17 protein-coding genes are annotated in these 17,374 nt (G+C 45.3%); 5 read left to right on the forward strand and 12 right to left on the reverse strand.

Features of this window, described 5'->3' with window-relative positions:
- Nucleotides 1–24: 24 nt before the first annotated feature.
- The 11 genes from C1T29_RS16960 to C1T29_RS17010 form a co-directional block, all read right to left on the reverse strand.
- Nucleotides 25–1,521, reverse strand: coding sequence for an extracellular solute-binding protein (locus C1T29_RS16960; protein WP_103749889.1), 1,497 nt, complete (start codon nt 1,519–1,521; stop codon nt 25–27).
- 23 nt (nt 1,522–1,544) lie between these two features.
- Entirely contained in the window at nt 1,545–2,405 is an 861-nt protein-coding gene (locus C1T29_RS16965) for a carbohydrate ABC transporter permease (protein WP_080478349.1), read from the reverse strand.
- A gap of 207 nt (nt 2,406–2,612) precedes the next feature.
- Nucleotides 2,613–3,374, reverse strand: a complete 762-nt coding sequence (locus tag C1T29_RS16970) for an NAD-dependent epimerase/dehydratase family protein (protein WP_095432457.1) — start codon at nt 3,372–3,374, stop codon at nt 2,613–2,615.
- A gap of 76 nt (nt 3,375–3,450) precedes the next feature.
- Nucleotides 3,451–4,638, reverse strand: coding sequence for a biotin biosynthesis cytochrome P450 (locus C1T29_RS16975; protein WP_095432458.1), 1,188 nt, complete (start codon nt 4,636–4,638; stop codon nt 3,451–3,453).
- Between the two features lie 68 nt (nt 4,639–4,706).
- Entirely contained in the window at nt 4,707–5,714 is a 1,008-nt protein-coding gene (gene bioB / locus C1T29_RS16980; protein ID WP_095432459.1) for a biotin synthase BioB, read from the reverse strand.
- A gap of 2 nt (nt 5,715–5,716) precedes the next feature.
- Complete coding sequence (gene bioD, locus C1T29_RS16985) at nt 5,717–6,412, reverse strand: dethiobiotin synthase (protein WP_095432460.1); 696 nt, start codon at nt 6,410–6,412, stop codon at nt 5,717–5,719.
- On the reverse strand, nt 6,409–7,578 hold the full coding sequence (gene bioF, locus C1T29_RS16990; protein ID WP_014665048.1) for an 8-amino-7-oxononanoate synthase: 1,170 nt from the start codon (nt 7,576–7,578) through the stop codon (nt 6,409–6,411). Before bioF ends, bioD begins: the two co-directional genes overlap by 4 nt.
- Entirely contained in the window at nt 7,568–8,914 is a 1,347-nt protein-coding gene (bioA, locus tag C1T29_RS16995; RefSeq protein WP_095432461.1) for an adenosylmethionine--8-amino-7-oxononanoate transaminase, read from the reverse strand. The genes bioF and bioA overlap by 11 nt, the downstream gene beginning before the upstream one ends.
- Nucleotides 8,904–9,680, reverse strand: coding sequence for a 6-carboxyhexanoate--CoA ligase (bioW, locus tag C1T29_RS17000; RefSeq protein ID WP_095432462.1), 777 nt, complete (start codon nt 9,678–9,680; stop codon nt 8,904–8,906). The genes bioA and bioW overlap by 11 nt, the downstream gene beginning before the upstream one ends.
- Nucleotides 9,681–9,869: 189 nt before the next feature.
- Complete coding sequence (locus tag C1T29_RS17005; RefSeq protein WP_252408514.1) at nt 9,870–10,352, reverse strand: hypothetical protein; 483 nt, start codon at nt 10,350–10,352, stop codon at nt 9,870–9,872.
- Nucleotides 10,353–10,425: 73 nt separating this feature from the next.
- Entirely contained in the window at nt 10,426–11,325 is a 900-nt protein-coding gene (locus C1T29_RS17010) for a dienelactone hydrolase family protein (protein ID WP_095432463.1), read from the reverse strand.
- Nucleotides 11,326–11,542: 217 nt separating this feature from the next.
- On the opposite strand from C1T29_RS17010, the gene C1T29_RS17015 reads away from it, so the two are divergent.
- The 5 genes from C1T29_RS17015 to melA are packed head-to-tail and all read left to right on the forward strand — an operon-like array spanning nt 11,543 to nt 16,940.
- Complete coding sequence (locus C1T29_RS17015; RefSeq protein ID WP_071581115.1) at nt 11,543–12,577, forward strand: LacI family DNA-binding transcriptional regulator; 1,035 nt, start codon at nt 11,543–11,545, stop codon at nt 12,575–12,577.
- A gap of 33 nt (nt 12,578–12,610) precedes the next feature.
- Entirely contained in the window at nt 12,611–13,891 is a 1,281-nt protein-coding gene (locus tag C1T29_RS17020; protein WP_095432464.1) for an ABC transporter substrate-binding protein, read from the forward strand.
- Nucleotides 13,884–14,795, forward strand: a complete 912-nt coding sequence (locus C1T29_RS17025; RefSeq protein WP_069150108.1) for a carbohydrate ABC transporter permease — start codon at nt 13,884–13,886, stop codon at nt 14,793–14,795. Before C1T29_RS17020 ends, C1T29_RS17025 begins: the two co-directional genes overlap by 8 nt.
- Complete coding sequence (locus C1T29_RS17030; RefSeq protein WP_069150109.1) at nt 14,792–15,622, forward strand: carbohydrate ABC transporter permease; 831 nt, start codon at nt 14,792–14,794, stop codon at nt 15,620–15,622. Before C1T29_RS17025 ends, C1T29_RS17030 begins: the two co-directional genes overlap by 4 nt.
- 19 nt (nt 15,623–15,641) lie before the next feature.
- Nucleotides 15,642–16,940: an alpha-galactosidase MelA gene (melA, locus tag C1T29_RS17035; RefSeq protein WP_095432465.1), complete on the forward strand. Its 1,299-nt coding sequence runs from the start codon at nt 15,642–15,644 to the stop codon at nt 16,938–16,940.
- A 21-nt stretch (nt 16,941–16,961) separates the two neighbouring features.
- On the opposite strand, the gene C1T29_RS17040 is transcribed toward melA, so the two are convergent.
- The gene (locus tag C1T29_RS17040; protein WP_014665058.1) at nt 16,962–17,273 is read right to left on the reverse strand and encodes a rhodanese-like domain-containing protein; all 312 of its coding nucleotides are present in this window, start codon (nt 17,271–17,273) and stop codon (nt 16,962–16,964) included.
- Nucleotides 17,274–17,374 lie beyond the last annotated feature (101 nt).

Raw genomic sequence — 17,374 nt, forward strand, 5'->3', positions numbered from 1 at the left:
AAGCGGTTTTGGGTTTTTCCAATGTTATTTTGATTGTTTAAACGCTTCTTCGTATTCCTGAATAATTTGTTTTCCTCCGCTTGACTCCCATTTTTCCACTTCTTTATCGAACTGGCTTTCTGTGATGTCGCCAATCATATATTTATAGGTCGCATCATCAATGATTTTCTTCAGTTCATCCCCCCGTTCCGACTCCGCCGCGGAATACAGGCTTTCAGCAGGATTAGAGACGATGATCTTTTCATTGTCCTCAGTCAGCTCCTCATATGCCGTCCGAAGCGGATCTCCCGTGTTTTTTAAGTAGGCTTTATCAATGGCTATTAAGGCGGACAGCGGCTGAATATCAGTCTGCCAGTCTTTTACCTGGCTTTCTTTGCGTGTGAACGTTTTGTCCTCTCCTTTGTTGTAGTGCACGCCGTCGATGCCATAAGTCATCAGGCTATAGACGTCTTCTTCGGCAATTCGGTCAAAAAATGCCAAGATCCGTTTAAGCTCAGCTTCCGTTTTCACGCTCGTTTTCGGGAAAGCAAACACGCCGTTATGGCCTCCTGATGCCCATACCCGCTCTTTCCCATCTGGGCCTTTTATGCGGTTGATGATCTCAAGCTTCATCGATTTATCAGAAGCATGGTCGCGCAGATTGACGGCATCTACCATATTGCCAATATAAATGCCGGCTTTTCCTTGAGAAAAAAGCTCCTGCTGCTGGGTTTTGCTTGTGACGGGAAAATCCTTATTCATATACCCGTTATCACGCAGCTTTTTCATATAATTCATCGTGTCTTTATATTCCTGTGTCATGAAATCAGGGGTGAATTTGCCGCCTGATTCCTTCCAATCTGTCGGCATGCCTTCATACGAGCCAATCGTTTTAAACGCGCCGTAAATCAAGTCATTACGGTCTGCCAGCCCGAACGTATTATCTTTCCCATCCTTGTCCGGGTCGTCCTCCGTAAATGCTTTGGCCACTTCATAAAGCTCATCTAGCGTTTCCGGCGTTTTCAAATTCAAATTGTCCAGCCAGTCCTTCCGAATGACGATCCCCTGTCTTGAAAGCGGACGCTCTCTGTATATCCCGTAGAGCTTGCCATCGATGGTTACGTTTTTATTAATGAGTTTGTTCATTTTGTTTAAGTTAGGATAATCCTTGATATAATCGCCGATTTCCCAGAACATTCCTGACCGGAAGGCATTCATGACTGACGAATTTTTAATATCCTGGATGGTCACGATTTGCGGAAGATTGCCGGCTGCAAGCGCCGCATTCAGCCTGTCTTCTTTCACCGCGTCTGGAACCCAGGTAATGTCGAGTTCTGTATTTGTCAGCTTTTCAATTTCTTTAATCGCCCTGTCTTTCGGCGGCTGCTGGTGATACAAAATCGCCATCCAAGACAGCTTGACCTTTGAATCCGATTCAGCTTTGCCTTCAGCCGCAGACTGATCAGCCCCTTTACAACCCGCCAGCACTCCGCCGAGTGCCAGTACAAGCAACATGAAAAGCACCCTCCATTTGTTTCCCATCGTACCCCTCCGTTTCATATTTTTTATCCTTTAACAGATCCCAGTAAAGCTCCTTTTGCAAAATGCTTTTGTATAAACGGATAGACAAGCAGAACCGGGATGGTCGCCACCACTATGACCGCCATTTTAATCGTTTGCTCAGGCGGCGGGCTGCCCGAACCCATCTCTGACATATCCCCCTGCATGCCGCTTGATACAATGACGATTTGGCGCAGAAGCACCTGAATCGGCCATTTTGCTGAATCATTTAAGTACAAAATCGCTGTCATATACGTGTTCCAATACGTGACCGCATAAAACAATGAAATCGTTGCGATCGCAGGCAGAGACAGCGGCAGCACGATTTTAAAGAAAATGCCCAGGTCATTGCACCCATCGATTTTCGCGGACTCTTCCAGGCTTGCCGGGATATTTTGAAAGAAGTTTTTCAGAATGATCAGGTTAAAAGCATTAATGGCTGTCGGCAAAATGAGCGCCCAGTAAGAATCGAGCAATCCAAGCGATTTGACCACAAGAAAAGTCGGAATCATGCCGCCGCTGAACAGCATCGTAAATACAACGAGAAACATGAGCGGCTGCCGTCCGATTAATTCACGGCGGGATAACCCGTAAGCCATCAATGATGATAAAAACATGCTGACTGCAGTACCTATCACTGTCACAAACACAGAAACAAGCAAACTCTTATAAATAATATCTGTTGAAAAAATGTAGCGATAAGCATCTAGCGAAAAAGTGGTCGGTATTAAAATAAATGTTTTCGACACAACTTCTTCTACTGTGGCGAAGGATGCTGCGATGACATGAATGAACGGAAGTACGCATATTAAAGCGAACATCAGCAAAAACCCGTAAATCAACATATCAAACAAGCGACTTTTCAGTGAATGTACGATAGCTCCCACCTCTCTTTTGTAAGCGTTATCATTCTTTCCTAAACAAGCTGCAGCATGTGACGATATCGTGTCTAAAATGTAGCAAATCTGTGATTGCCATGTCTATAATCATTTGAACAGAGCCCCAGGCCGGGCGGGGAACCCCGCACATGAAAGCCAATGACAAAAGAAAAAGAGCATAATCTTAGAAAATGATTATGCTCCGTTCTCCTTCTCGCTCAGAAGCTCGGCCGTATTGATTTGCGGCGAAAATCCAAGTTCATTGACAGCAGATTCAATAGACCATGGCCGGCCCGGATTATCAGAGACGGCGTAATAAGTGCCGTACCGGATATTGGTTTCAATGGCGGCTTTAAAAATTGACAGCAGATCGGCGTGAGAAAGCAGTGTCTTTTTCGTCCGTTCTTTTTCATGCAGCGTATCCATTTCATCTGTGACGACTGTTCCGATTCGAAGGTTGATCACTGAAAGCTTATTTTCCAAATAAAACAAATGGCCGATCTGTTCAGACGTCAGCTTTAATACACCGTACAAGTTTTTTGACAGCGGATAATCGCTTGTTGTGATTTCCCGTCCTAAGAGCGAGTGCCCGTCTTTTTCGTATACATCTGTGACATGATTGCTGCTGGCGAACACGAGCTTATGAATGCCGAGCTCTGCTGCTGCGCGGCACAGATAATAGCTTGCCCTATAGAAAACATCCGTCATTTTTTCAAACTCAGCGATGTCCATGACATCGTATTTGATTTTGACAGCCAGTAAATTTAAGATCACATCGGTATCTTTCGGAATCTTCTTCAAGAGATCCTCGTAATTTGCGGCGTCAGCCTGAATGAAGGAGGCTGTGCCATCGAAATGATCTTTATCAAGCACTGTCACTTCATAATCTGAAATAAGCCCTTCAGCAAGCAGTCTCCCTATCACACCATTTCCGCCGGCAATCAGCACTTTTTTCACTGTGTTCACTCCCCTTTTTTATAGATTGCCCATTTTCGGCGGGGCTGACACTTTTTTGGCACTCACATTCTTAGGCTTATTCAAAAGTCACCGGCAGCTCTTCAAGCTGCCGAAATCCAAATAGCGGCCGATATCGCCATTCAGAATCTGCGAGCTTCAGGCTGGGCATTCGCTGCAGAAGGGTGTTGATCGCAATTTGCGCTTCTAATCGTGCCAGCGAGGATCCTAAGCAAACATGATGGCCATGTCCGAATGAAAGATGCGGATTAGGGCTTCTCGTAATATCGAAGACATCGGGGCGTGTGAATATGCTTGGATCTCGATTAGCCGCCCCTAACAAAAGATAGACTTGTTCTCCTTGACGGATTGTCACCCCGCTGATGTCAATATCCTCTACCGCAACTCTGGCTGTCATTTGCGTGGGGCTTTCATATCGCAGAGATTCCTCGACTGCTGTACCAATAAGATCTGGATTTTCTCTCAGTTTCAAAAGCTGTTCTGGGTGCTGCAGCAGACAAAGGACTGAATTGCTGATGAGATTGACCGTTGTCTCATGTCCGGCGATCGCCAGCAATATGCACGTAGATGCTGCTTCCTCTTCCGTCAGCTTATCCTTTTCTTTCCCCTTCAAGAGCATGCTGATCATATCCTGTTGAGGATGGTGTTTTCGCTTTTGAATCAGCTCTCTGAAATATGCCATAGCCTGTACAGCAATATGATTGCCCTCTGTTAATCCCTTTCTTGACCGGGTAAAATCAATCGTTTGAATGAGACTCGCAGCCCATTCCTTTAATTGCTCCCGATCTTCCTCCGGCACACCTATAATGTTAGCGATGACGAAGCTTGCTAACGGAAAAGCAAAGTCCGAAATGATCTCCATCTTTTTTTCACCTTGCACCTGATCGAGCAACTGGTGAACAGCTTCAATGATGTACGGCCGATAACACTCTGTTGTTCGCGGCGTAAATGCTCCGCTAGCAAGCGTCCGCAATCGTCGATGATCAGGCTGATTCTGAAACAGCATCATTTGATTTTGCACATGTGTAAGGTCCTGATATTTGGCTGATCTTTCAGGCAGCGGTGTGCGGACTTTGAATCTCGCATCTTTCAAAATAGCTGCCGTTTCTTCATATCCCGTGACATACCAGCCCGGATATTTAAAGAAACTCCCTTTATATATAGGATGAACAGCTCGCAATGTGTCGTAAAAAGGATATGGATTTTTCAAAAACTCAGAGGATGCATGTAAAGATGCAATTGTCATGTGATCTTCTCCTTTCTGTTCAAAAATAAAAGCAATCGACATCACACCGATTGCTTTTATTGATTCTTTCAGCTTTTCGCGCTTAAACTGGCCTTCATTTCTTCGACTGATTCAACTTCAAAGCCTAAATCACTCAGCATTTTATGATCCTCCGTCTCCTCTTGCCCGGCAGTTGTTAAGTAGTCTCCGACAAAAATGGAGTTTGCGGCGTAAAGCCCTAATGGCTGCAATGAGCGGAGGTTGACCTCTCTTCCTCCGGAAATGCGAATTTCTTTTGATGGATTGATAAAACGGAACAGCGCCAGCACTTTTAAACAATACAGCGGGTTTAATTCGTTTACGCCTTCTAACGGCGTGCCATCAATCGCATGCAAAAAATTCACCGGAATGGAATCCGCGTCAAGAGCCTTTAAGCTTTTGGCGATGTCAATGACATCCTGTTTTGTCTCCTTCATTCCGATAATGGCGCCTGAACACGGAGACAGTCCCGATTCTTTGGCGATTTCAACCGTATTGACCCTGTCATCGTATGTATGTGAGGTCGTGATGTTTGAATGGTTTCTCTGCGAGGTATTCAAATTATGATTATAACGGTCTACTCCTGCCTCTTTGAGCCGCTTCGCCTGCTCTGGCTTTAACAGTCCGAGGCACGCACAAACCTTCAATCCATATGTCTCTTTAATTTCCTGTACCGCATCTACGACCTGATCTACTTCTCTGTTGGACGGCCCTCTGCCGCTTGCCACGATACAATATGTGCCGATATTCAGATCGTGCGCCCGCTTTGCGCCTTCAAGCAGCGTTTCCTTATTCACCATCCTGTAAGACTCAATTGGCGCTTTCGAAATGGCAGACTGTGAACAATAGCCGCAGTTTTCCGGGCAGAGCCCTGATTTCGCATTCATAATCATATTGAGCTTTACTTTTTTTCCATAAAAGTGCTTTCTGATGTGAAAAGCCCCGTGCATTAATAGCAAAATATCTTCATCCGGACAATTTAATATTGAAAGCGCCTCTTCGTCTGTCACTTCTGCTCCAGCCAGCACCCGGTCTGCGAGTTCCATCCATTGATTCATTCTCATACCCCCACTTGATTCATCAGTAATGATAGATTGATATGGTCTTTTACCATATGTAGAACCGTTTCTTTCGTCACGTTGGCAAGCTTTGGCGTAATCCCTAAAACCGGCACACCGCATAAGCGTTCAATCATCTCAGGATTGGTTTTTTCATCTTGATCGGGAGAATCACTGATTCCATTGATGATAATTCCGGCGATTGGAAGTCCCATGCTTTCTGCATATTTGACAGTTAAAAAGGTATGATTAATGGTTCCAAGGTGCGGACGCGCCACAATAATCATGGGAAGCTGTAACGCTTTTATGACATGACTGACCAAATAATCCTCTCCCAATGGCACAGAAATACCGCCCGCACCTTCTACGATGAAGCATTCATGTTTTTCTTTAATCCGCTCCCAATGGCTTAAAACCTCTTCCATGCTGACAGTCTTTCCCTCGAGTTTCCCTGCAACGTATGGTGCAAGGGGCGCTTTGAAGGCAAAAGGCGTAATGTCTTCATGAGAGAGACCGGTCTGCGACATGTCTTTCAGCAGACTTGTATCACTATCTGGATGATGGCGCGATATACCGCTTAGAAATGGTTTATACACCCCAACATCTTTGTTATGTTCTCGCAATAATGCGGCGATTCCGCTGGATATAACCGTTTTCCCCACTTCTGTATCTGTTCCTGTCACAAAAAAACCCCTCAAATGATGTGCAGCTCCTTTCCGATTGAATGAAATGTTTGCAGCAAATGATCAATATCACCCGTACTGTGATCCGACGTGATTGTGATTCGAATCCGGCTTTCACCTGGCGCAACGGTCGGCGGCCGAATGGCAGGAGCATAAATTCCCTTGCCCTGCAGCTTTTCAGAAAATATGACCGTTTTATGGGCATCGCCGATGACCACGGGAATAATCGGCGTATGATCTCCTTTCACGGCATAACCCATATTCTTCAGACTGGTTCTGATCATGCTGATATAAGAAAATAAAAGCTGCCGTTTTTCCCTGCTGGCTTCAATCATGTTGAAAGCCTCGTGAGCAGCCGCACAGCTGGCTGGCGGAATAGCGGTTTGAAAGATAAATGTTCTGGCATGGTTCAGCAAAAAGTCGATGGAGACCGCTGATCCTGCCGCAAAACCTCCTTCCGCGCCAACAGCCTTGCTCAAGGTGCCGATCACAATGTCGGGACAAACACCAAAATATTCACTCGTTCCTCGCCCTGAATCACCCAAAACTCCTGTTGCGTGGGCATCATCAACGACCACGAAGGCATGATAGCGTTTCGCAAGCGAGATGATCTGGTCAAGAGGAGCAATCGTGCCATCCATGCTGAATACTCCGTCTGTTACGATAAAACGGCGCTGATAACGCTGCGTTTCATTCAGCTTGTTTTCAAGATCATTCATATCAATATGCCGATAAACAACTGTATCAGCCTTAGAAAGTCGGCAGCCATCGATCAGACTTGCATGATTGAGCTGGTCACTTAAAATGACATCTTCCTTTTCTGGCAAAGATGAAAGGACACCGACATTGGCCAAATAACCGCTCGAAAACAATAGCGCCGCTTCTGTCCGTTTAAAGCAGGCAATCTTCTTTTCTAGCTTTTCATGCCAGATCGAATTGCCCGTCGTTAAACGTGAGCCGCTACTTCCTGTCCCAAATTGCTGCAATGCTGTTTGGGCTGCATCGATCAAACGTCTATCGCTTGCGAGTCCTAAATAATTGTTTGAGGACCAGACCGTTTGATTCTTGCCATCAATGTTCCTCTCCGGAACCGGCGCTCCATCCATTGACCGCAGGTTACGATGTACGCCGGCTTCCTTCATTCTGTCTAACCGCTCGTTCAGCCATGAATCAATCTTCAAGACTCGTAACCTCATGGATCGCTTGTTTCATAATGGCAACCATTTCCTCGAGCTCCTCAGCTGTACTGGCGAGAGGAGGCAGAAATGCAATCACGTCCCCAAGCGGCCTTGTCAGCATTCCCAGCTCTCGCATTTTTAAGGAAACTTTGTATCCAACCCGCCGATCAGCCGGATAAGGCTCTTTGGTATCCTTCGACTGAACAAGCTCTGCACCGCACATAAAGCCAAGCTGCCGAATATCTCCCACGTGAGGAAGAGCATGCAGATCTTGAAGAAGGAAACGAAGCTGTTCACTTTTTTTCGCTACTTGTTCCACAATGTTTTCAGATTCAAATAATGCCAGATTTTCAAGCGCAACTGCACACCCAAGCTGATTGCCTGTATAGGAATGGCCATGGAAAAAGGTTTTTAGGTTTTCATAATCATCATAGAATGCCTTATAGATGTCTTCCGTGGCAAACGTAACAGCAATTGGCAAATAGCCTCCTGTAATGCCTTTACCTGCAGCCATCAGATCAGGCTGGACATTCTCGTGCTCGCACGCAAACATTTTTCCTGTACGGCCAAAGCCTGTAGCAACTTCATCAACAATCATTAAGACATCGTATGTTGTACACAGCTCTCGCACCCCTGCCAAATATCCTTCCGGCATCACGATCATACCGGAAGCCCCTTGTACCATTGATTCTATGGAAAGCGCGGCAATTTCCTCGTGATGTTCCTTAAGCAGCTGTTCGAGCTCTTTCAGGCACTGATCACGGCACTCATCAGGATCACCGCTTTCAGAGCGATACACATAAGGAATCGGAGCCTTGTAACTCTCGAACATCAACGGGCCGTATACGTGGTGGAACAGTTCAATTGAACCAACACTGACGGCGCCAATCGTATCACCGTGATACCCGTTTTTCATGGCGATAAATTTTTGTTTTTGGGGCTTCCCGATGTTCTTCCAATACTGAAACGCCATTTTTAAGGCTATTTCCATCGCTTCTGCACCGCTGTCTGAATAAAAGACCCGCGTAAGCTTTTTTGGGCTGATGTTGATTAATGCTTCAGCAAGCTGGGTTGCAGGAACGTTGGTCATGCCTAATAACGTGGAGTGCGCGATTTTTCCGAGCTGCTTTTTTATGGCGTCATCTAATTCCTTTTTACGATGCCCGTGGACATTTAGCCAAACTGAAGAAAAACCGTCATAGTATTCCTTGCCGTTTATGTCTTTGACTTTGATTCCCTTGCCGCTTTCGATGATTAAGGGGTTTTCATCATAATCTTTCATTTGGGTAAATGGCAGCCAGAGATGTTTTTTACTTTTTTCTATCAAATCATGAGTCATAATCTTCCTCCCACTCTATTAAAATAGGCTGTTTCTCCAGATCATGTATGTACGTGGTTACATCTTTGACGCCATCAATAAAAAAGACTCGGCAGCCCGCTTCAGCTCCATATTCTTTCATTGCTGTAATACGCTGATAGCCCAGTTTTTTACCCGCAACATAGCCTGTTATGTAATCTGGATCATCCGACCAGCATAATTCTGCAATGGCTGCCGGGTGCCAGCTTACCTTTGAAGCAAGCGCAAGGGCCTCTTTTATTCTTGAATGTGCCGGCACGTGACTGCGAAGCGCCCATTTTTCAAAATTAACGTCCGGCCAGTCCATTCTGGAGACCCGCACGCCTTTTTCTTTTGTTTGATCCATTCGCCTGCCTGTGTGAATATCAAACAGCACCGCTCCCCTGACATCGGACCATTCAGGGATTTGTTCATATGCTTTGTCAATCACGTCTCGTGAAACGCCTTCTTTTTCCAATAACAATCGGGCGAGCTTTTGTCCTTCTTCCGGGGAGCTCACTTCATTCGTATGAACAGGCAATGGCTGAATGGTTTTTATCGGTTCATGAACCTCTTCAAATTGAATTTGCATAAAATCAGGTTTTCCTCTTGAATGGGATAACCCTTTTTCTAATAAGGCATTGACTGTACGCTTCATCTCATGGAAAGGAATAAGCCGTTCTCCGCCGGATATATGCTTTCCGCCGTCTTCATGAGATCCATTCACAGAAGCTCTCATTCTGACACTATAAAGTGTTTCTTCTTGCATGTTTCCTCGCCCTTTCACTGATAACTGAAGAACGTATATCACATCCTATTCTAATTGTTAACCATTTATAAATAAAAGTTAACAATTAGAATATTATTATTCACATACGATTCTGTCAATATAGGAATTGTAGGGCCGGTCCCTGAAACGAGCAAAAAAAGACCGTTTTACAGTAAAACGGTCCTAGCCTTAGATGTCTATTCCTCTGCGTTTTTTTTGATTTCGATACTTGATGAACAGGCCGATTCCATTGACCATCATCAGCCCAAAAATCGTATTGCCTAACGGTGCCCAGCCATTCTCACCTGTGAATAATAAGGACAGGGCCACCTTCCCAACAAGTGTCACATTCAATAGGATTAAACCAAATACAAGTGACCGCTTCCAGAAAGCAGCCAAAATAAAACCGAGAAAAACCAGCATGAAAGCAATTGTTAAAACAGCCGAGACCGGACTGCTTAAAAGCATTTGCTCGAATTCCAGCACTTTTTTCATTTGCAGATCAATCTTCTTAGGTTCCGGAAACCAGACCATACTGCTCATCATCAATACAAAAGTGACGAGGACACCTTTCCAGCTGCGCTTATACGCAGCATAAACCAATACTAATAAAAAAAGGGGTCGAATATACCAGCTGAATGGATTGAGATGCCGCCGGAAAGCCCAATCCATTATGTCTTGTCATTCCATTGGTTCCACTTCCCTCGCTTCAATTCTGCGCCTTTCCGCCTGTTTCCTGTAACCGTCACAGCCATGTTTGCAAAAAACGGACTGCTTTATGCCTCATGACTGCTGTTTCGAAATGTCCTGAAGCAGAACGGACCACCCGGTAGCAATCAGAAGCTCCCTGTCCAGCATATACATCTGCCAGTTCTTTTTCGATTTTGTCCACGCCCTCGGCCGGCGTTAACCGATCGTGTATTCCAACAAGACTAAGGTGCGGGCGCGGCGCGATCAGGCTTTGGATCTCCGATGCGGAAAAATGCTTTGCAAGCGATGGAACGTAATAATAAAAGCCGTGCCTGTCAAGATTCTGTGTTTTGATCAGCACGTGATGATCTACCTGGCTGCACAAATCAACACACACCTTAATCCGGTCATCGAGCGCAGCTGTCCACCACGCCATCAACCCTCCCATAGACATGCCGATGGTACCGATCCTGTCAGGCTGAATATCAGAGCGTGACTGCATATAATCTAACGCTCTTAAACTGTCATAAATCATCATCCCCCACATCACTTTTCCGGTCAGGAGCATTTCTTTAAAAATCTCGCTTTCCGCTTTTCCCCGCCGATCTCCAAATCCCCAATGATCAATCGCAAGCACGCCGTATCCGAGAGAAGTAAGCTCATCAGAAAAAGAAGGCGTTTTCAAATAATCCGCTCCCTCAATCAGTTCACTTTTCCCCCTGTCATACCGTCCCCCATGTGAATGCTGAAACAATACGGCTGGGCAAGCTCCTTCTGTTATCCTCGGCTTCACAAAATAAGCGGGCACCTTTTCAAGTCCATTTAAATCGAGCAGGAGCGTTTCAACGATATTTTCTCCTCTTTCTTCAATACGTAATGTCTCAACACTTATTGGCCTCCGGTCAGGCAAATCACCAAGCAATCGAAACAGTTGCTCTCTTCTTTCAGCTCTCATCCCATCACCCTTCCTTATTCGCTTACTTCACATTTACGAGACAGATCTGGGTTCCCCTTTATTTTTCCAAAACAATTCACATATTTTACTAAATATTTAGTAAATATAGCGAAATATTCTGAAATTAATTATTGTAACCGCTTACTTTCATATGATAGTATCAATTTATCAAAAACAGGTGAGTTAATATTTTACTAAATAGATGAGAGGGATTCCCATGGTTCGTATTAAAGATATCGCTTTGAAAGCTAATGTTTCCAGTGCAACTGTTTCCAGAATTTTAAATGAAGATGAGTCGCTTTCTGTTGCGGGCGAAACGAGACAAAGAGTCATCAATATCGCTGAAGAGCTTGGTTATCAAACCGTTGCCAAACGCCGAAAAGCCCGTGGGCAAAAACCGCGGGCCCAGCCGCTGATCGGCGTGCTGAGCTGTCTGTCCCCTGATCAGGAAAGGCAGGACCCTTATTTTTCTTCCATTCGCAAAGGCATTGAAAAGGAATGCTTTGAACAGGAAATTTTTATTACAAACTCAATTCATCTCGGCTCCTTTCAGGAACATATCTTTCGGGAATTGAATGGTGTCATTGTCATCGGCCGTGTTCATGATGAAGCGGTTAAGCATATTAGCGGAAAGCTGGAGCATGCCGTATTCATCAATCATTCTCCTGATCCGCAAGCATACGATTCGATTAGCATCGATTTTGAATCGGCTTCACGCCAGGCGATTGATCACCTTTTCGACTTAGGCTACAAACGGTTAGGCTACATTGGCGGACAGGAAAAAGAGCATACGCTGAAGGACGGCCAAAGCATTCGCAGAACCATTGAAGATAAACGCCTCACCGCTTTTTTGGAGTCAGCCGCCCCCCAGCCTGAGCATGTGCTGATTGGAGAATACAGCATGCGTGAGGGCTATCGCCTGATGAAAAAAGCAATCGCTCAAGGCCATCTGCCTGAAGCATTCTTTATTGCCAGCGATTCCATGGCGATCGGTGCATTAAAAGCGCTCCAAGAAGCCGGGCTGCAAGTGCCGCGGGATACTGCAATCGTAAGCTTTAACGGGATTGAGGAAGCTGAATTTGCCAGCACGCCTTTAACGACGGTGAAGGTATACACAGAAGAAATGGGCCGGACAGGCGTAAAACTGCTGCTTGACCGTCTTAAGGGACGAACCCTTCCCCACCATGTCACCCTGCCCACAACATTAATCGTAAGACAAAGCTGCGGATGTACAGCTAAGGAGGTGACATAAGCAAATATTCATCACGATGATAAGGAGGAAAAGATGAAACACACTTTTGTTTTATTTCTCTCTCTTATTCTGCTTATTCTGCCCGGATGCTCAGCAGAGAAAAGCTCAGAAGATACCGCAAAAAAGACGTTAACCATTTATTCCACAATGTCAACCGACAGTGAAAGAGATACGTTCAGAAAACTGGCGGCAGCATTCGAAAAGGAACACAGTGACATTCATGTCAGCCTTCATTTCCCAGGCAATGACTATGAAAATATGATGCGTGTCAGAATGGCGGCCAATGATTTGCCTGATTTATTCGATACACATGGCTGGGGGAAAATCAGGTACGGAGAATATACAGCGGATCTCCGGAAGATGGAATGGACTCAAGATCTCGATCCCAATTTAAACAGCATCCTCAAAAATAAAAGCGGAAAGGTGTATGCCTATCCGATCAATCAGGCAAAAGACGGCCTGGCGTATAACCGTAATATTTTAGACCGTTATGGCATTGCCCCGCCGGAAACCATGGATGACTTTATCAAAGCGCTGAGAACGATTAAAGAAAAGAGTAAGGGAAAGATTGTGCCCTTCTGGTTTGCCGGCTATGACAAAAGCTCATTCGCTCAATATTACGACCAATTCGCTACACCTCTTCTCATCACAGACCCTGCCCATAATGAAAAAAAACAGCTCATCAACGGCACTTTTCAATGGAGTAAATTCACTTATTTATCAGAAACCCTCAAACAAATGCAGAAGGAAAAATTGATGAATATCGACGCCGTCACGGCAAAAAAATCACAGCTTATTGAATTAATGGCCCAAAACAAAATCGCCTTTACAATGCAAGGCGGCACACTCGGCCAAGACGTTGCCCAGATCAATCCGAACGTCAAGGTCGGCATTATCCCGACACCTGCCATACATCCCGGTGATGACCCAATATGGATTGGCGGTGAACGCTACACGCTTGCAGCATGGAAAGATTCGCCTCACTTAGAAGAGGCAAAAGAATTTATCGCATTTATGGCCCGCCCGGCCAATGCCAAACAAATGGCTGAGGCCACATCGCTTCCTTCAGGGCTGACCAATGTGAAGGCTGATATTTTCTACGCAAATGATTATGAGCATTATCAAAATGTCAAAGTTGAGCCTTACTTCGACCGTTTATACTTGCCAAACGGAATGTGGGATGTCCTGGGCACGGTCGGACAGGAGCTTACGGCTGACATTTTGGCGCCTCAAGATATTTCGAAGAAGCTGGGAAGAGAATATAAACGACTTCGGGAGCAATCGGAAACACAGGGGGCTGAAAACAATGAGTGAGATCGCAAGGGACGTTCATGTGAAACAGGTTAAGCCAAAAAAGCAGTCCTCACTTTGGTGGATGTACATTCCTGCTTTGCTTTCCGTTCTGGTCTTTATGATTTACCCGTTTGTGAAAGGCACATTGATTACCTTTACAAACTGGAACGGCTTTTCACAAGTCTACCAATGGGTAGGATTCGCGCAATATGAAAGGCTGTTTTCTGACCCTGACACGTGGCACATCTTAAAAAACACCCTGCTTTATGGGCTTGGCAGCACTTTTTTTCAAAATGTGGTCGGGCTTCTGTACGCTCTCCTCTTGAATCAAAGCATTAAAACGAAAGCGCTAACAAGAACAATTGTCTATTTGCCGGTGATGATCAGTCCGCTCATTATGGGCTACATTTGGTACTTTTTCTTCTCCTATGACGGAGGCGCGCTCAACGATTTGCTCGGTGTCTTCGGCATCAGCCCTATTAATGCGCTCGCCAGCCCATCGCTCAATCCATGGATTATTGTCATGATTAACACCTATCAATATGTCGGGATCGCTATGGTTGTCTACTTAGCCGGGCTGCAAAGCATTCCGAAAGATTACTATGAAGCAGCACAAATGGATGGCGCGAAAAAAGGCCAGCAGTTTTTCACCATCACGCTGCCGCTGTTAATGCCCTCCATTACCATTAATATGGTCATTAACATTATCGGAGGCTTAAAGCTGTTTGACGTCATCATTGCGCTCACCGCGGGCGGTCCCGGAAATGCATCACAATCCATGTCCACGTTTATGTATGATTTGTATTTCAAGCGACAGGATGCCGGCTATGCTGCAACACAAGGCATATTTATGGCATTTGTCATTTTGATCATCAGCTTTTGCGCGCTTGCGTACTTTAAAAGAAAGGAGGCGGAAATGTCATGAGAGCCGCCCGTTCAAAAAACACGCGGATCATTACGCTTCTTGCCGCCATTGTAGCCTGTGCGCATTTTATTCCCTTTTATATTCTGCTGACTACTTCATTGAAAGCAAAAGGAGACTACAGTTCGAAATGGATATTTCCAGCCGACATCTCCTTTCACAATTTTTCAGAGGCGTGGGAGCGTGCTTCGCTAGGAAACTCTTTTATGAACACCATGATCATCACAGGTTTTTCTGCCTTGTTATTAATTATATTCGGCTCACTTGCCGCCTACCCGCTTGCCCGGAGGGAAACAAAACTGAATAAAGCCGTTTTTGCCTTGCTGATTTCCATTATGATCATCCCTCCGTTAACATCCATGGTCCCTTTGTACCGAATGGTCGTGGACGCCGGAATGGTCAATACACACGCCATCGCCATTTTGATCAATACAGCGGCTTACATGCCGTTAACCGTATTCTTGTATTCGGGCTTTATCCGATCGACCATTCCAAAAGAGCTTGAAGAAGCCGCAAGAATTGACGGCGCAGGGATGCTGAAAATCTTTTTTACGATTGTGTTTCCTCTGCTGAAGCCGATCACTGCAACCATCTGTATTATTTCTTGTGTTTTTATATGGAACGACTATCAATTTGCCATTTTCTTTTTACAAGATCAAAAGGTTCAGACATTAACAGTAGCCATGGCAGGTTTTTTCGGAGAAAACGCCAACAACCTGCATTTAGTTGCCGCAGCGGCGCTTATGGCAATGCTGCCAATGGTTGTTCTGTTTTTGGCGCTGCAAAAATACTTTATTGCCGGCCTGTCTTCCGGAGCAGTAAAGGGTTAACACTAAAGGAGGAAGCATTATGAAAAAGATTACATTTATCGGCGCAGGAAGCACGATTTTCGCCAAAAATGTGTTGGGTGACTGCCTGTTAACAGAGGCACTGAATGGGTTTGAGTTCGCGCTTTACGACATTGATCCCAAACGCCTGCAGGAATCCCAGCTCATGCTCGAAAATCTAAGAGACCGCTATAACCCGAGTGTGGCGATCAACAGCTATGATGACAGAAAACTTGCCTTGCAAAACGCAGGCTATGTCATCAATGCGATTCAGGTTGGAGGTTACAAACCAAGCACAGTCATCGATTTCGAGATTCCTAAACGGTATGGGCTGCGCCAGACGATCGCCGATACAGTCGGCATCGGCGGGATATTCAGATCTCTCAGAACAATCCCGGTTTTATTTGACATCGCAAGAGATATGGAGGAAATGTGCCCGGATGCGTGGTTTTTAAACTATACAAATCCTATGGCTTCTCTTACAGGCGCCATGCTCCGCTATACCAATATCAAAACAATCGGGCTCTGCCACAGTGTCCAAGTGTGCACGAAGGATTTATGTAAAGCTCTCGGGATGGAGCATGACGGAATTGAGGAACGCATTGCGGGCATCAATCATATGGCTTGGCTTTTGGAAGTCAAAAAAGACGGCGCGGATTTGTATCCAGAAATCAAAAGGAGAGCGAAAGAAAAACAAAAAACAAAGCATCATGATATGGTGCGGTTTGAATTAATGGATAAGTTCGGCTATTATGTCACAGAATCATCCGAACACAACGCAGAGTATCACCCGTACTTTATTAAACGGAATTACCCTGAACTGATCAGCGAGCTGCAAATCCCGCTCGACGAATATCCGAGAAGGTGCGTCAAGCAGATTGAAAGTTGGGAGAAAATGCGGGATGACATTGTCAACAATAAAAACCTTACGCACGAACGCTCAAAGGAATATGGTTCTAGAATTATAGAAGCAATGGAAACAAACGAGCCATTCACCTTCGGAGGAAACGTCTTAAACACAGGACTGATCACCAACCTTCCTTCAAAAGCGGTTGTGGAAGTGACATGCGTCGCCGACAGAAAAAAAATTACACCGTGCTTCGCCGGAGAACTGCCTGAGCAGCTTGCAGCCTTAAACCGGACGAATATTAATACACAGCTGATGACAATCGAAGCGGCTGTCACACGGAAAAAAGAAGCGGTTTACCAAGCTGCAATGCTTGATCCGCATACAAGTGCGGAGCTTTCCATGAAGGACATCATTTCCATGTGTGACGATTTATTTGCAGCACACGGCGATTGGCTTCCGGAATACAAATAAAAACTAGGGGACCGCTCTCCCCTAGTTTTTTGGTTTTGTTTCGCCTTCCCAGGCCATCATGCCGCCTTCAACATTGACTGTTTTAAAGCCTTGCTCATCCAGGTACTTGCAGACGTTCATGCTGCGCATTCCTGAGCGGCAGATAAATACGTATTCTTTGTCTTTATCAAGGGTGTCCATTTTTTCAGGAATATCCCCCATGCGAATATGAACGGCTTGCGGGATCATGCCTTCCGCTACCTCTTCATCTTCTCTGACATCAATTAAATATAATTCTTCGTCCGCCTCAATTTTTTCTTTCAAAGCGGCTGTGCTGATTTCTTTTATTTCCAAAGAAAACACTCCTATTCACAGTGATCATGTTCAGTATATCAAAGTCAGCTGAACGATTGCTATTCTGAGACTGATGAAAAAAATCCCCTTTTGGCAAAGGG

The organism is Bacillus sp. MBGLi79 (assembly GCF_002953915.1).

Coding starts and splice junctions, on each gene's coding strand:
- C1T29_RS17025 (WP_069150108.1), top strand. CDS start 13,884: ATGAGTGAGATCGCAAGGGACGTTCATGTGAAACAGGTTAAGCCAAAA.
- C1T29_RS17005 (WP_252408514.1), bottom strand. CDS start 10,352: ATGGATTGGGCTTTCCGGCGGCATCTCAATCCATTCAGCTGGTATATT.
- bioB (WP_095432459.1), bottom strand. CDS start 5,714: ATGAATCAATGGATGGAACTCGCAGACCGGGTGCTGGCTGGAGCAGAA.
- C1T29_RS17015 (WP_071581115.1), top strand. CDS start 11,543: ATGGTTCGTATTAAAGATATCGCTTTGAAAGCTAATGTTTCCAGTGCA.
- C1T29_RS17020 (WP_095432464.1), top strand. CDS start 12,611: ATGAAACACACTTTTGTTTTATTTCTCTCTCTTATTCTGCTTATTCTG.
- bioW (WP_095432462.1), bottom strand. CDS start 9,680: ATGCAAGAAGAAACACTTTATAGTGTCAGAATGAGAGCTTCTGTGAAT.
- C1T29_RS16975 (WP_095432458.1), bottom strand. CDS start 4,638: ATGACAATTGCATCTTTACATGCATCCTCTGAGTTTTTGAAAAATCCA.
- C1T29_RS16960 (WP_103749889.1), bottom strand. CDS start 1,521: ATGGGAAACAAATGGAGGGTGCTTTTCATGTTGCTTGTACTGGCACTC.
- bioA (WP_095432461.1), bottom strand. CDS start 8,914: ATGACTCATGATTTGATAGAAAAAAGTAAAAAACATCTCTGGCTGCCA.
- melA (WP_095432465.1), top strand. CDS start 15,642: ATGAAAAAGATTACATTTATCGGCGCAGGAAGCACGATTTTCGCCAAA.
- C1T29_RS17030 (WP_069150109.1), top strand. CDS start 14,792: ATGAGAGCCGCCCGTTCAAAAAACACGCGGATCATTACGCTTCTTGCC.
- C1T29_RS17010 (WP_095432463.1), bottom strand. CDS start 11,325: ATGAGAGCTGAAAGAAGAGAGCAACTGTTTCGATTGCTTGGTGATTTG.